General features: G+C 65.0%; 12 protein-coding genes. 2 read left to right on the plus strand and 10 right to left on the minus strand.

From position 1 onward, the window contains the following. Positions 1 to 8: 8 nt before the first annotated feature. Genes ACK6AU_RS00075 through plsB form a run of 3 tightly spaced genes read right to left on the minus strand, consistent with a single transcriptional unit; the run spans position 9 to position 3,677 of the window. Positions 9 to 698: a DUF4197 domain-containing protein gene (locus tag ACK6AU_RS00075; protein ID WP_085596164.1), complete on the minus strand. Its 690-nt coding sequence runs from the start codon at positions 696 to 698 to the stop codon at positions 9 to 11. Positions 699 to 722: 24 nt separating this feature from the next. Next, a complete protein-coding gene (locus tag ACK6AU_RS00080) occupies positions 723 to 1,121 on the minus strand; it encodes a YbaY family lipoprotein (protein WP_409297104.1) in 399 nt (132 codons plus the stop codon). Positions 1,122 to 1,172: 51 nt separating this feature from the next. Further along, positions 1,173 to 3,677 carry a glycerol-3-phosphate 1-O-acyltransferase PlsB gene (gene plsB, locus ACK6AU_RS00085; RefSeq protein ID WP_185700058.1) on the minus strand — a complete coding sequence of 835 codons (2,505 nt, stop codon included), beginning with the start codon at positions 3,675 to 3,677 and terminating at the stop codon, positions 1,173 to 1,175. A gap of 388 nt (positions 3,678 to 4,065) precedes the next feature. On the opposite strand from plsB, the gene ACK6AU_RS00090 reads away from it, so the two are divergent. Further along, positions 4,066 to 4,275, plus strand: coding sequence for a cold-shock protein (locus tag ACK6AU_RS00090; protein ID WP_022642562.1), 210 nt, complete (start codon positions 4,066 to 4,068; stop codon positions 4,273 to 4,275). A gap of 94 nt (positions 4,276 to 4,369) precedes the next feature. Here ACK6AU_RS00090 and ACK6AU_RS00095 read toward each other — a convergent pair whose 3' ends face one another. The 4 genes from ACK6AU_RS00095 to ACK6AU_RS00110 all read right to left on the minus strand — a co-directional run bounded on the left by ACK6AU_RS00095 (position 4,370) and on the right by ACK6AU_RS00110 (position 9,598). Next, positions 4,370 to 4,747: a hypothetical protein gene (locus ACK6AU_RS00095; protein ID WP_022642563.1), complete on the minus strand. Its 378-nt coding sequence runs from the start codon at positions 4,745 to 4,747 to the stop codon at positions 4,370 to 4,372. Between the two features lie 85 nt (positions 4,748 to 4,832). Then, entirely contained in the window at positions 4,833 to 5,642 is an 810-nt protein-coding gene (locus ACK6AU_RS00100) for a putative RNA methyltransferase (protein WP_409297107.1), read from the minus strand. Next, a complete protein-coding gene (dapE, locus tag ACK6AU_RS00105) occupies positions 5,642 to 6,793 on the minus strand; it encodes a succinyl-diaminopimelate desuccinylase (protein ID WP_185700060.1) in 1,152 nt (383 codons plus the stop codon). The genes ACK6AU_RS00100 and dapE overlap by 1 nt, the downstream gene beginning before the upstream one ends. A 213-nt stretch (positions 6,794 to 7,006) precedes the next feature. Further along, positions 7,007 to 9,598 (minus strand): glycosyltransferase, encoded by a 2,592-nt coding sequence (locus tag ACK6AU_RS00110; protein ID WP_185700061.1) that lies wholly within the window; start codon positions 9,596 to 9,598, stop codon positions 7,007 to 7,009. A 217-nt stretch (positions 9,599 to 9,815) separates the two neighbouring features. Here ACK6AU_RS00110 and tcdA point away from each other — a divergent pair, with 217 nt between their 5' ends. After that, a complete protein-coding gene (gene tcdA / locus ACK6AU_RS00115; RefSeq protein ID WP_185700062.1) occupies positions 9,816 to 10,625 on the plus strand; it encodes a tRNA cyclic N6-threonylcarbamoyladenosine(37) synthase TcdA in 810 nt (269 codons plus the stop codon). 128 nt (positions 10,626 to 10,753) lie between these two features. Here the strand turns inward: tcdA and ACK6AU_RS00120 are convergent, their stop codons facing one another. The 3 genes from ACK6AU_RS00120 to dapD all read right to left on the minus strand — a co-directional run bounded on the left by ACK6AU_RS00120 (position 10,754) and on the right by dapD (position 13,479). Next, positions 10,754 to 11,161: a SufE family protein gene (locus ACK6AU_RS00120; protein ID WP_409297110.1), complete on the minus strand. Its 408-nt coding sequence runs from the start codon at positions 11,159 to 11,161 to the stop codon at positions 10,754 to 10,756. Continuing rightward, positions 11,158 to 12,363, minus strand: coding sequence for an aminotransferase class V-fold PLP-dependent enzyme (locus tag ACK6AU_RS00125; protein WP_409297112.1), 1,206 nt, complete (start codon positions 12,361 to 12,363; stop codon positions 11,158 to 11,160). The genes ACK6AU_RS00120 and ACK6AU_RS00125 overlap by 4 nt, the downstream gene beginning before the upstream one ends. An 81-nt stretch (positions 12,364 to 12,444) precedes the next feature. Continuing rightward, the gene (gene dapD, locus ACK6AU_RS00130) at positions 12,445 to 13,479 is read right to left on the minus strand and encodes a 2,3,4,5-tetrahydropyridine-2,6-dicarboxylate N-succinyltransferase (protein ID WP_185700065.1); all 1,035 of its coding nucleotides are present in this window, start codon (positions 13,477 to 13,479) and stop codon (positions 12,445 to 12,447) included. Positions 13,480 to 13,498 lie beyond the last annotated feature (19 nt).

The raw sequence follows: 13,498 nt of genomic DNA on the forward strand, positions 1-13,498 counted from the left end.
GGCAGGGCCTACAGGGTGCCGAAGACTTTCTTGGCCAGGCTGGTGGCCGCGGCGCCCGGGTTCTGGCGAATGGTTTCTTCCTGCTTGCCGATCATCTCGAACAGGCCGTTGAGCGCCTGCTCGGTCACGTAACCCTCGATATTGGCGCTCTTGGCATCCAGCACGCCAAGGGTCGCAGCCTGTCCGGCGAAGGAGTTGTACTGCTTGGCCAGGCCGACCTGGTCGGTGGCCTGCTTGACGATCGGCAGGAACTTGGCGCGGATCTGCTCACGACTGCTCTTGTCCAGGTATTGGGTGGCTGAATCCTTGCCACCGGCCAGGATGCCCTTGGCATCGGCCACGGTCATCTTCTTCACGGCATCCACCAGCAGCGCCTGGGCTTGCGGGACTGCCGCCTCGGCGGCCTTGTTCATGCTGGTTTCCAGCTGTTCGACCTGCTCGCCCATACCGAACTGCTTCATCTTCTTGGCGACCTTGCCCAGGTTGCCCGGCAGCTCGATGCGTACGTCCGGGTTGTTGCTGAAGCCGCCGGGGGTGCCCAGCTGCTTGACGGCGATTTGCGCACCCTGGGTCAGGGCATCCTTCAGACCGCCGCTGGCATCGCCCTGGGACAGGTCGCTCAGGGACAGGGCCAGGGCACTGGCGGAGATCATCAGGCCAGCGCACAGGCTGGTGAAACGGAGCGAGGTACGGAGCATGGCGGCTTCCTTGTGCAGTGAGGGTTAACGGACAGCGTCGACACGGAGCTTGAACGGCCGCGGATCGCTGCCGTCGAGTTTGACTCCGTTGTGTTCGGTGGTGATGAAGATCAGCCGGCCATCGACTTCGATGTGCGCACTGAGCGAATAGGTGTGGCCAGGCTTGACCTGCGCCGGGTCGTAGTCGAGATGGAAGGGCAGCGGCACCTGGCCCTTGACGGGCCCGCGTTGCTCGGCCAGGAGCACCGCCGGCGCATCGGCCAGGGACACGTCCTGCAGGCTCACGCTCAGGGTGGCGGTCGCTGGCAGGGCGACGCGTTGCAGATAGAAGACTTCACCTTCGAGGCTGGCCTTGGTCGCAGGCGCGGTGGATTGGCAAGCACCGAGCAGCGCCGCGGCGGCCAGCAGTATGAGCTTCTTCATGGCGGATCTCCGTATCTGGGGCGCCGCGCAAGCCGCGGCGCCCTTGAGAATCTACTCGCTTTGCGCCGCCGTCGCGACTTGCTCGGCGGCGTCTTCGCTGCGGTGCAGGGCGACCTGGCGGATCGACAGGCGAATCTCCGCCGGCAGCACGCGCTTGGCAGCGCCCTCGGCCAGCTCCCCGAGCAGCTCGTGGTAGCTCAGCTTGCCGGCGTCGTCACGGTGCAGCACGCCCTGGTCCAGCAGGGTCTGGATGAAATGGCGGAACAGGCTCTTGTCGAAGAACTCCGGGGCATTGAGGCCATGCAGGATCGACAGGCGCTGGGCCATGACGGTGCAGAGGTCTTCCAGCTCTTCGGCGCTGATGCTGTTCTGGCCGCTGTTGAGCAACAGCGAAATGGCCATGTAGAAGCGCTGCAGGGTCTGGGCGATGCTCTTGGACAGCAGGGTCAGCAGGACGAAGTGGCGCGAGCTGGGCGCCGGGCGCTGGTACATCTCTTTTTCGAAGCGCAGCAGGCCTTGCTCGACGAAGGCTTGCAGCCACTGGTCCACTACCGCGTCCAGTTCTTCCAGGGGCCAGCGGATGAACAGCTCGGCCTGCAGGTACGGATACAGGGCGCGGGTGTAGCGCAGGATCTGCTCGCGGCTCATGCGCGAGGCGCTCTGGAAGAAACTCGCCAGCAGGGCCGGCAAGGCGAAGATGTGCAACACGTTGTTGCGGTAGTAGGTCATCAGGACGGCGTTCTGCTCGTCCAGGTAGAGGATCTTGCCCAGGGCATCGCTCTGCTCGGCCAGCAGGTCCATGTCCTTGACGTGCTGGATCAGCGCCCGGCCATCGCCTTCCGGCAAGGTGGTGTGGGGCGAGTAGGGCACGCTGCGCAGCAGGGCCAGGTACAGGTCCAGCACCCGGGCCATGGCGCGGTCGTCCAGGGCCAGGCGGCTGGTGGAGAGCAGGGCCAGGGCCACCAGGTTCACCGGGTTGATCGCGGCGGCTTCGTTAAGGTGCTGCGCGACCCGTTCGCCCAGGCGGTTGGTGGTTTCGTTGAGCCAGGCCGGACGGAACTGCGGGCCCAGTTCCTGCGTGCGCCAGCCCGGTTGCTCCTGGTCGAGGAACTCTGCCAGCTTGATCGGTTCGCCGAAGTTCACCGCCACTTGGCCGAAGCGCTGCTTGAGCGCGCCGATGACCTTGAAGATGTCGAAGATCGACTCCTTCTTCTTGCTCGCGCCACGCAGCTCGCCCAGGTAGGTGCGGCCTTCCAGCACCCGCTCGTAGCCGATGTACACCGGCACGAAGACGATGGGCATGCGCGAGGAGCGCAGGAAGCTGCGCAAGGTGATGGCCAGCATGCCGGTCTTGGGTTGCAGCATCCGTCCGGTGCGCGAGCGCCCGCCCTCGACGAAGTACTCCACGGGAAAGCCCTTGGTGAACAGGGTGTGCAGGTACTCGTTGAACACCGAGGTGTAGAGCGGGTTGCCCTTGAAAGTGCGGCGCATGAAGAAGGCCCCGCCGCGGCGCAGCAGGCCGCCGATCAGCGGCATGTTGAGGTTGATCCCGGCGGCGATGTGGGGCGGGGTCAGGCCATTGCGGAACAGCAGGTAGGACAGCAACAGGTAGTCGATATGGCTGCGATGGCAGGGCACGTAGATGACTTCGTGGCCCTGGGCGATCTTCTGCACGCCTTCGAGGTGGTTGACCTTGATCCCGTCGTAGATCTTGTTCCAGAACCAGCTCAGCACCACTTCCAGGAAGCGGATCGCGGTGTAGGTGTAGTCCGAGGCGATCTCGTTGCCATAGCGCAGGGCCTGGGCCTTGGCCTTTTCCGGGGAGATCTTCTCGCGCTCGGCTTCATCCAGGATCGCCTGCTTGACCAGGGGCTGGTTGAGCAGGCCCTTGACCAGGTTGCGCCGGTGGGAAATGTCCGGGCCGATGACGGCGGCCTTGAGGTTGCGAAAGTGCACCCGCAGGATGCGCTGGGCCATGCGCACGGTGCGCTCGTGGCCCTTGTTGTGCTCGATCAGCTCGCGCAGGTGGATCGGTGCCGAGAACTGCACCCGGGTCTTGCGTCCCAGGATCATGATGCTCAGCAGGCGACGCAGGCGTCCGGTGACCGCCCAGCTGTCGGCGAACAGCAGCTTCCAGGGGCTGGACTCGCTGTCCGGGGACTGGCCCCAGAACACGCTGACCGGGATGATCTGCGCATCTTCGGTGGCGTTCTGGGCCAGGGCGCTGACCAGGCGGGTCAGGGTCGGTGGGGCGCCGCGCTTGTCCTGGCGGCCGAGCCAGTCCGGTTCCGGGGTCAGGTAGAAGAATGCCGCGGGTTCCAGCAGGTTGCCCACCGACACCGGCAGTACCGGGCGTGGCAGGCCGGCCTTGGTGCACTCGGTGTCCACCACCGCCAGGTCGCTCAGGGACGGGTTTTGCAGGACGTAGAACACCGGTCGGCTGCGGTCCAGGTCAAGAGTGAAGGACGACTGGTTGATGGTTTCCGAGCGTACCCAGAGATACAGCAGGCGGCGCAAGGTGCCAAACACGAGACGGCGGATCGGGGAGCGGGTCATACGGTTTCTACGTGAGTGAATAAAAAACCAAGCGCAAGCCTGGGGGGAGGAGCAGTGGTCGCTGGGACAGGTCGCGACGGCAGCTCGCTTGTTGCGGAAAAAGGTGCGAGAAGTACGGTTTGTTCGCTCCCGCCCGGTGGTCGGCGACGTCGTCCGGCAACGCGGCTCTTTACCTGGCAGTAGTGGGCGCTAGTGTGCCGGATTCGTCGAAAATCGGCAAAAACGCCACCAAACAAGATTGAGTTGAGAGTTTTTCCACCTGTCATATACTCGGCCAACTCTCCCGCAGTCGTATCGCTTCCACTCATAGAGAAGCAGGCCCAGGGAAAGTTCTCCAGGTTTGGCGGCAGAGCGCCGAGCCAATAATAAAAAATTGAGGGATGGATTCATGACTACTCGTGAGACCGGCAGCGTGAAGTGGTTCAACGACGCCAAGGGCTACGGCTTTATCCAGCGTGAAGGTGGGGCGGACGTGTTCGTTCACTACCGGGCGATCCGTGGCGAAGGCCACCGTTCCCTGACTGAAGGCCAGCAGGTGGAGTACGCCGTGGTCGAAGGCCAGAAAGGCCTGCAGGCCGAGGACGTCGTCGGCTTGTAAGGGCTCTGCCCGGCCGGAGCGAAGCGTGCTCGCGATAAACGCTGTCGCGAGCAAGCCTCGCTCCGGCCGTCATTGGCGTCAGGCGCAAGCGCAATCAGGCGGTGCGCCAGGTAATCTCTTCCTCACCGTCGGTGCTGATGCGAATCCAGCGATCGGCGGACTCTTCACCTTCTTCTTCGACCCAGCTACCCGGTGCGCAGCGCACCTCGACGTTGAGCGCGGCGAACGCGGCGCGGGCGCAGGCGATGTCGTCGTCCCAGGGCGTCTGGTCGCTTTCCAGGTAGAGGCTGTTCCATTTGCCCACGGCCTTGGGCAGCCAGGTCACCGGCACCTGGCCGGCAGTGCATTTGTAGGTCTGGCCCTTCTGTACCCATTGGCTGCAAGGTCCCAGCACGGCGCCGAGCCAGGCGGCGATGGCCTTGTGGTCGACGTCGGCGTCTTTCAGGTAAATCTCGATATCGGGCTGGCGCATGGATGTCCTCATTGCCGGTCTGAAAAATCCATTCGCGGATTTATCCGACCCCGGGCCCATGCCCGGGGTCGTGGTTGAAGTGGGGTCACTGCAGTACGAAATAATCGTAGCGCATCGATACGCTGACCTCGAACGGCTGCTCTTGCTCGATCACCGCGGCCCGGCGCTCGGCGCTGGCACGCCAGCCATGGGGCGTCATGGCCAGCAGGTTGGCGCGATCTTGCGGGCGATCCAGGCGCAGCTTGAATTCCAGGACCTCGCTATGGTCCAGGGCCATGCCCTGTGGCACCAGGGCCAGGTGCTTGTCGTCGGTGTATTCCCGGACCTCGTCGTACAGGCATTCGCGCAGCTCCATCAGGTGGCCGCTGGTAGGGCCGACCTTCATCAGGCCGCCGCCAGGGCTCAACAGGCGCTTGGCTTCCTGCCAGTCCAGGGGGCTGAAGACGCTGGCCAGGAACTGGCAACTGCCCTCGGCCAGGGGAATGCGCGCCATGCTGGCGACCATCCAGGTCAACTGCGGGGCCCGGCGGCAGGCGCGCTTGACCGCTTCCCGGGAAATATCCAGGGCGTAGCCATCGGCTGTGGGCAGAGCCTGGGCCAGTTGCGCGGTGTAGTAACCCTCGCCACAGCCAATGTCCACCCAACGCTGTGGTGCCCGCTCGGCGGCCAGCTCGGCCAGGCGCGCGGCCACCGGGGCGTAGTGCCCGGCGTTGAGGAAGTCGCGGCGGGCCTCGACCATGGCCTGGTTATCGCCCGGGTCGCGGCTGTTCTTGTGCTGTACCGGCAGCAGGTTCAGGTAACCCTGGCGGGCGCGGTCGAAGCGATGCCCGGCCGGGCACACCACGCCATTGTCCTGGGTGTTCAGCGGGGCGCTGCAAAGAGGGCAGGCGAGCATCAGGCGAGCAACCGGACCAGGGTCTGGTAGTAGATCTCGGTCAGCACGTCGAGGTCGCTGGCCAGGATCCGCTCATTGACCTGGTGGATGGTGGCGTTGACCGGCCCCAGTTCCACCACCTGGGTGCCCAGGGTGGCGATGAACCGGCCATCGGACGTACCGCCGCTGGTGGAGGCCTTGGTCTGGCGGCCGGTGACCTGCTCGATGCTGGCCGATACCGCGTCGAGCAAGGCGCCTGGCTCGGTGAGGAACGGCAGGCCGGACAGCGCCCACTCCACGTGCCAGTCCAGTTCGTGCTTGTCCAGGATTGCCGCGACCCGCTGTTGCAGGCCTTCGACGGTGGATTCGGTGGAGAAGCGGAAGTTGAACAGGGCCACCAGCTCACCGGGAATCACGTTGGTGGCGCCGGTGCCGGAGTTGAGGTTGGAGATCTGGAAACTGGTGGGCGGGAAGAAGGCGTTGCCGTCGTCCCAGTGCTCGGCCGCCAGTTCCGCCAGGGCCGCGGCGGCCAGGTGGATAGGGTTCTTGGCCAGGTGCGGATAGGCCACATGGCCCTGGACCCCACGGACCGTGAGCTTGGCGCCCAGGGAGCCGCGGCGGCCATTCTTGACCACATCGCCCACCAGGCTGGTGCTCGAAGGCTCGCCGACGATGCACCAGTCCAGGCGTTCCTTGCGCGCTGCCAGGCGTTCGACCACGGCCTTGGTGCCATGGTGCGCCGGGCCTTCTTCATCGCTGGTGATCAGGAACGCCACCGAGCCCTTGTGGTCCGGGTAATCGCCGACGAAGCGCTCGGCGGCCACCAGCATCGCCGCCAGGCTGCCTTTCATGTCCGCCGCGCCACGGCCGCAGAGCATGCCGTGTTCGTCGATCAGGGCCTCGAACGGATCGTTCTGCCAGGCCTGGACCGGGCCGGTCGGCACCACGTCGGTGTGGCCGGCGAAGCACAGCACCGGGCCTGCGTGCTTGCCATGGGTGGCCCAGAAGTTGTCCACATCCTCGATGCGCATCGGTTCCAGCTGGAAACCGGCATCGCCCAGGCGCTGCATCATCAGCTTCTGACAGTCGGCATCGACCGGGGTCACCGAGGGGCGACGGATCAGGTCACAGGCAAGTTGCAGGGTCGGCGAAAGCTCGGCGTGGGCCGTCATGGGAAACTCCGGTGCAAGGCGTTATGTGTAGGAGCGAGCGGGCGGCGATCCGACTTGCCCGCGATGGTCGCGACGCGGTTTGCCCGAGGCACCGCAGAGGTTTCATCGCAGGCAAGCCTAGCTCCTACTGTAATGGGGGCAAGGCGCGCAAAATGGCGGATATCTTAAAGCAAAACGGCGGCCTCAGGCCGCCGTTTAGTACTTTGTGTCGATTCAGGCCGCAGGGGCCGGTTCAGGCTCCGGCGCCGGCTTGGGCAGCGACGACAGGAAGGCCATGACCAGTGCCGCTACATAGGGCAGCGACTGCACCAGGAGCATGGTCACCCAGAAACGCATGTCGTTGCTCGGCAGGCCCTGGACCAGGAAGATCCCCAGCGCCGCGCCCCACAGCAGCAGCATGATGAACAGCTCTTCCCGAGCCTCGGAGATGGCCACCCAGAAACCATGGCTATTGGCGTTCTTCGGCGTGCGGAAGAACGGGATGCTGCTGGTGAAGAAACCGTACAGCACCGCCTTGGCGATGGTATGGGACAGGGCGAGGCCAGCCAGGGCCGCGCAGAAGGCGTCCTTGAGGTTCACGCCCACCGCACGGCGGTAGAGGAAGATGATCTTGCCGACCTTGAACACGAACAGCGCCAGGGGCGGGATGGCGAAGATCAGCAGCGGCGGGTCCACCTGCTTGGGCACGATGATCATCGCCGCCGACCACAACAGCGCGCCGATGGTGAAGAAGATGTTCATGCCGTCGGCCACCCACGGCAGCCAGCCCGCCAGGAAGTGGTAGCGCTGGCCGCGGGTCAGCTCGGTGTCCTTGCCGCGCAGCAGGCTGGCGGTGTGGCGCTTGATGATCTGGATCGCGCCGTAGGCCCAGCGGAAACGCTGCTTCTTGAAGTCGATGAAGGTGTCGGGCATCAGGCCCTTGCCGTAGCTTTCGTGGTGGTAGGCGGCCGACAGGCCCTTCTCGAACACCCGCAGGCCCAGCTCGGCGTCCTCGCAGATGCACCAGTCGGCCCAGCCCAGCTCTTCCAGGACCGAACGGCGGGTCATGGTCATGGTGCCGTGCTGGATGATGGCGTCGCGGTCGTTGCGGGTCACCATGCCGATATGGAAGAAGCCCTTGTATTCGGCGTAGCAGAGCTTCTTGAAGGTGCTTTCGTTCTGGTCGCGGTAATCCTGGGGCGACTGCACGATGGCGATCTTCGGATCGGCGAAGTGCGGCACCATGTGCTTGAGCCAGTTGCGCTCCACGCAGTAGTCGGAGTCGATGACCGCGATCACCTCGGCGTCCTTGGCGGTATGCGGGATCAGGTAGTTCAGCGCGCCGCCCTTGAAGCCGGCGAGCGGCGAGACATGGAAGAAGCGAAAGCGCGGGCCCAGGGTCTGGCAATAGGCCTGGACCGGTTCCCAGACGGCCGGGTCCTTGGTGTTGTTGTCGATGATCAGGACTTCGTAGTCCGGGTAATCGAGGTTGGCCAGGGCATCCAGGGTCTGCTTGACCATCTCCGGCGGCTCGTTGTAGCAGGGCACGTGGATCGAGACTTTCGGCCGGTAGCCGGAATCGCCCTCCACGGGCAGGAACTCGCGCCGACGCTTGCGCACCCACACGGCCTCCGCCAGTTCGTGGGCCTCGGTGAGCAGGACGATGAACACCCCCAGGGCGCCTAGCGCCAGGAGGAAGCCCACGGTCAGGCTGAACCAGGTGCTGTATTGCTGGCTGTAGTCATAGCCGATCCACACCAGCACCGAACCGCAGAGGAAGGCGATGAAGGTCAGGAACGTCCGCCCGCGCTGGCGCAGGGCCGAGCCGTCGATCAGCAACACCGCCAACGACAGCATCGCCAGGACCACCGAGCCAATGGCCAATACCCGCCATTGCGGGATGGCAACGACCGGGCCTTCGAAGTTGAATTTCTGTTGGCGCGAGGCGTTGAACACGCCCCAGTAGGCGCCCACCGAACCTTCGTCGCTGGCCTTCCACGGTTGGTCGAAGGCTTCGATGACGAAGTAGTTGTAGCCCTGGCGGTTGAGCTGGTTGACCAGGGTCCGCAGGTAGATCGCCTGGTCCGCCGGGCTGGCGTCGGCGCCACCGCGCATACGGCCATTGCTCGGCCAGCCCACTTCGGACAGCAGCAGCGGTTTTTTCGGGAACATCTTCTTCAGGTCGCGAGCCCGGTCGAGGACGAACTGTTCGGCCTTGTCCACCGGGATGAACTCCCAGTAGGGCAGGATGTGCGCGGCGATCAGGTCGACGTGCTGGGCCAGTTCCGGATGTTCTTCCCAGACGTGCCACTGTTCTGAGGTGGTGACGGGTACCTTGACCGCGGCGCGCACCCGGTCCAGGACCACGGACAACTGGTCGGCGTTGATCTCCTTGCGGAAGATCGCCTCGTTACCCACCACTACCCGGACCACGCTGCGGGAGGTGTTGGCCAGTTCGATGGCGCGCATGATCTCGCGCTCGTTGCGCTCCAGGTCCGGGCTGATCCAGATCCCCAAGGTCACGCGCAGGCCGAATTCTTCCGCCAGCCGGGGAATGTTCCCCAGGCTGCCGTCCACCGAGTAGGTGCGGATGTTGTCGGTCAGCTTGCTCATGATCTCCAGGTCGCGACGCATTTCATCGTCGGACGGGTACTGGTCCTTTTGCGGGAACTGACCCAGCTGGAAGGGCGAGTAGGAAAAACCGGAGATCTGTTCCGGCCAGTCGGGGGCCGAGACCGGGCGATTGATCAGCGCCCAGAAACCGGTGAACAGTGCGGCAATGGCCAGCACTATCACTAGATTGAGTCCAAATTTACGCGATGACATGGTTATTTCGGGTTCCAAGAAGTGTGGAACGAGGGAAAGGTTGGCTGGCGCCAAACGGCGCGCATCCTACACCGCCCCTCAACTGAGCGTACAGCGCACGGGGGACGGCGAGACCTTGGGCACCGTAATTGGGTTTAAGTTCTTTACTTGTAGCTTGCGGCTTAAAACTTGTCGCGGCGAAGTCCTATAATGCGCGCCGGTTTTTTAGGTGATGGTCATGAGTACAGAAGATCCACGGTTTGCCGGCGTCGCCCGTTTGTATGGCATCGAGGGCCTGGAACGGCTGCGGGCGGCCCATGTGGCGATCGTCGGCGTCGGCGGCGTCGGTTCCTGGGCGGCGGAAGCCATTGCCCGTTGTGGCGTGGGAGAAATCTCGCTGTTCGACCTCGACGATGTCTGCGTCAGCAATAGCAACCGCCAACTGCATGCTCTGGACAGCACCGTGGGCCGGCCCAAGGTCGAGGTCATGGCCGAGCGCCTGCGGGGCATCAATCCGGATTGCACGGTGCATGCGGTTTCGGATTTCGTCACCCGTGACACCATGGCCGAGTACATCACTCCCGATATCGATTGCGTGATCGACTGCATCGACAGCGTGAATGCCAAAGCGGCGCTGATCGCCTGGTGCAAGCGTCGCAAGATCCAGATCATCACCACCGGCGGGGCTGGCGGGCAGATCGATCCGACCCAGATCCAGGTCTGCGACCTGAACCGTACCTTCAACGACCCGCTGGCATCCAAGGTGCGTTCGACCTTGCGTCGCGACTACGGGTTCTCGCGCACCATGAACCGGCACTACAGCGTACCCTGCGTGTTTTCCACCGAGCAGTTGCGCTATCCCAAGCCCGACGGTGGCATCTGCCTGCAGAAGAGCTTCGTCGGCGATGGGGTCAAGCTCGATTGTGCGGGTGGTTTCGGCGCGGTGATGATGGTGACCGCGACGTTCGGCATGGTCGCGGCGACCAAGGCGGTGGACAAGCTGGTGGCGGGCGTGCGTCGCCCGTCCGAGCGCAACAAGGCGGTATAGCCAGCAATAGCGGTCGAGCCTCGTGTAGCCGCTGCCGCAGGCTGCGTACGGGCGCGCAGCGGCCGCTGGGTCTTGAATCTGCTGAAGGTCCTTCGGCCCTTGTCGCAGCCTCGCAGGCTTGGCAGCGGCTACACGCTGGCCAGTTCGCCCATTCGTTGCAGCACGGCATTGAGGCCGTTGGCGCGTGATGGCGAGAGCTGGCGCGACAGCCCCAGCTGGTTGAACCAGTCCGCCAGGTCCACCTCACGTAACTCTTGCGCCGACAAACCGTTGACCCGCGCCAGCAGCAGCGCCACCAGGCCACGGATCAGCCGGGCATCGGTGCCCGCGGCGAACTGCCAGCGGCCTTGATCCAGGCTCGCCACCAGCCACACCTGGCTTTCACAACCGTGCACTCGATTGGCCTCGACCCTGGCGCTGTCGTCCAGGGCCGGCAGGCGTTCGCCCCATTGCATCAACAAGCGCGCCCGCTGTTCCCAGCCAGCGGCTTCCTGGAAGGCCCGCAGCGCTGTGCTGGCGTCTTCCGGCAGGCTCATCGCAGCAGCTCCAGGGCCTGGTCCAGGGCCTCGAAGAAGCGCTCCAGGTCCTCGGAGTCGTTGTACAGCGCCAGGGAGACGCGGATCGCTCCGTGCAGGCCGAAGCTCTTGAGCAAGGGCATGGCGCAGTGATGGCCGGCCCGCACGGCGATGCCCTGTTCGGTCAACAGGTGCGCCAGGTCGGCGCTGTGTACGCCGTCGACCACGAAGCTGACCAGCGCCAGCTGCGGCGTGCCCAGCAGGCGGATGCCATTGCGTGCCTGCAGCCCGTGCAAGAGGTAGGCATGCAGCTGCGCCTCATGCTCGGCCACGGCTTGCTGGTCCAGGCCACCGAGATAGTCCAGGGTGGCGCCAAGGCCGATGACCCCGGCGATCGCTGGCGTTCCCGCCTCGAAACCCAGGGGCGCGGGACGGAACCTGGCATGCTGGTAATCGGCGTCCTGGACCATCTCGCCACCGAACTGCCAGTGGCGCAGGTCCTGGAGCGCCCCATGGCGGCCGAAGAGCACGCCGACGCCTTCCGGGCCGTACAGCTTGTGGCTGGAGAACACATAGAAATCGCAGCCCAGGGCCTGAACGTCATGTCGACCGTGGACCACTCCCTGGGCGCCGTCGACCACGGTCAGTGCGCCCTGGGCCCTGGCCATGGCCAGCAGCGGGGTCAGGGGTTGCCAGGCGCCCAGTACGTTGGACAGCTGGCTGACCGCCAGCAGTCGGGTTCGCGGGCCGATCAGGCGGCTCGCGGCATCGATATCCACCAGGCCGTCGGCGTCCAGCGGCAGGACCACCAGGCCCAGCCCGCGGCGCTGGGCCAGTTGTTGCCAGGGCAGCAGGTTGGCGTGGTGCTCCAGGGCGCTGACGACGATCTCATCGCCAGCCTCGAATCGATGTTCAAGGCCGTAGGCCAGGAGGTTCAGCGCGGAAGTCGCGCCGTGGGTGAAGACGATCTGCCCGCTGTCGCCGACATTGAGCCACTGGCCGACCTTGCTGCGGCTGTCCTCGAAGGCTTGGGTGGCATGGGCGCCGGGCAGGTGCTGGGCGCGATGCACGTTGGCCGCGCCGTTGGTGTAGTAGTGCGCCAGGGCATCCAGCAGGGCCTGGGGCTTCTGGGTGGTGGCGGCGTTGTCCAGGTAGGTCTGGTCCTGGCGTTGCAGGGCGGCGATGGCCGGGAAGTCGGCGCGCCAGGGAGAGGGTACAAGCATGATGGCGAAACTCGTTTGAACAGGCCGGGCGCTGATGATAAGCGCCCGGCGGGTTCCGGTGGAACCGCGTGCTGGGCTCGCTCAGTTGTGAGCGTGCAGCGCTTCGTTCAGCTCGATGGCCGACTTGTGGGTCTTGCACTCCACGGCGCCGGTTTCCGAGTTGCGGCGGAACAGCAGGTCAGGCTGGCCGGCCAGTTCCCGGGCCTTGAGGACCTTGACCAGTTGGTTGTTCTCGTCCAGCAGCGCCACCTTGGTTCCGGCGGTCACGTACAGGCCCGACTCCACGGTGTTGCGATCGCCCAGCGGGATACCGATGCCGGCGTTGGCGCCGATCAGGCAGCCTTCGCCGACCTTGATCACGATGTTACCGCCACCCGACAGGGTGCCCATGGTGGAACAGCCGCCGCCCAGGTCCGACCCCTTGCCGACGAACACGCCAGCCGATACGCGGCCTTCGATCATGCCCGGGCCTTCGGTGCCGGCGTTGAAGTTGACGAAGCCTTCGTGCATCACGGTGGTGCCTTCGCCGATGTAGGCGCCCAGGCGGATCCGCGCGCTGTCAGCGATACGTACGCCGCTTGGCACGACGTAGTCGGTCATTTTCGGGAACTTGTCCACCGAGAACACTTCCAGCAGCTCGCCGCGCAGGCGCGCTTCCAGCTGGTGCTCGGCCAGTTCGGCCAGGTCGATGGCGCCCTGGCTGGTCCAGGCGACGTTCGGCAGCAACGGGAACACGCCGGCCAGGCTCAGGCCATGGGGCTTGACCAGGCGATGGGACAGCAGGTGCAGCTTGAGGTAGGCCTCGGGGGTGCTGCTCAACTGGGCGTCTTCGGCCAGCAGGGTGGCGACCAGGGGCTTGTGGCTTTCGGCCAGGCGGGTCAGCAGGGCGGCCTGGGCGGCGTCGATGCCCTTGAGGGCGTCGGCCATCTGCGCGGCCTGGGTGGTGTTGAAGGCGATGGCCTGGTTGCCTTCGCTGTAGCCGAGGATCGGCGCCACGGCGGCGACGATTTCAGCGGCTGGCTCGAGCAGCGGCGCTGCGTAAAACACTTCCAGCCAAGCGCCTTGGCGGTTCTGGGTGCCGACACCGAATGCCAGGCTGAACAGGGTAGTGGACATGCAGTTACCTCTTGCGAAA

Origin of the sequence: Pseudomonas sp. KCJK8993 (genome assembly GCF_046230915.1) — a bacterium.
In the GTDB taxonomy this organism is placed as follows: domain Bacteria; phylum Pseudomonadota; class Gammaproteobacteria; order Pseudomonadales; family Pseudomonadaceae; genus Aquipseudomonas; species Aquipseudomonas piscis.

Bases quoted from the DNA above. Each gene is read 5' to 3' on its own strand.
- ACK6AU_RS00100 (WP_409297107.1), bottom strand. From the start codon at position 5,642: ATGCTCGCCTGCCCTCTTTGCAGCGCCCCGCTGAACACCCAGGACAAT.
- ACK6AU_RS00090 (WP_022642562.1), top strand. From the start codon at position 4,066: ATGACTACTCGTGAGACCGGCAGCGTGAAGTGGTTCAACGACGCCAAG.
- ACK6AU_RS00110 (WP_185700061.1), bottom strand. From the start codon at position 9,598: ATGTCATCGCGTAAATTTGGACTCAATCTAGTGATAGTGCTGGCCATT.
- tcdA (WP_185700062.1), top strand. From the start codon at position 9,816: ATGAGTACAGAAGATCCACGGTTTGCCGGCGTCGCCCGTTTGTATGGC.
- dapD (WP_185700065.1), bottom strand. From the start codon at position 13,479: ATGTCCACTACCCTGTTCAGCCTGGCATTCGGTGTCGGCACCCAGAAC.
- dapE (WP_185700060.1), bottom strand. From the start codon at position 6,793: ATGACGGCCCACGCCGAGCTTTCGCCGACCCTGCAACTTGCCTGTGAC.
- ACK6AU_RS00095 (WP_022642563.1), bottom strand. From the start codon at position 4,747: ATGCGCCAGCCCGATATCGAGATTTACCTGAAAGACGCCGACGTCGAC.
- ACK6AU_RS00120 (WP_409297110.1), bottom strand. From the start codon at position 11,161: ATGAGCCTGCCGGAAGACGCCAGCACAGCGCTGCGGGCCTTCCAGGAA.
- ACK6AU_RS00125 (WP_409297112.1), bottom strand. From the start codon at position 12,363: ATGCTTGTACCCTCTCCCTGGCGCGCCGACTTCCCGGCCATCGCCGCC.
- ACK6AU_RS00080 (WP_409297104.1), bottom strand. From the start codon at position 1,121: ATGAAGAAGCTCATACTGCTGGCCGCCGCGGCGCTGCTCGGTGCTTGC.
- plsB (WP_185700058.1), bottom strand. From the start codon at position 3,677: ATGACCCGCTCCCCGATCCGCCGTCTCGTGTTTGGCACCTTGCGCCGC.
- ACK6AU_RS00075 (WP_085596164.1), bottom strand. From the start codon at position 698: ATGCTCCGTACCTCGCTCCGTTTCACCAGCCTGTGCGCTGGCCTGATG.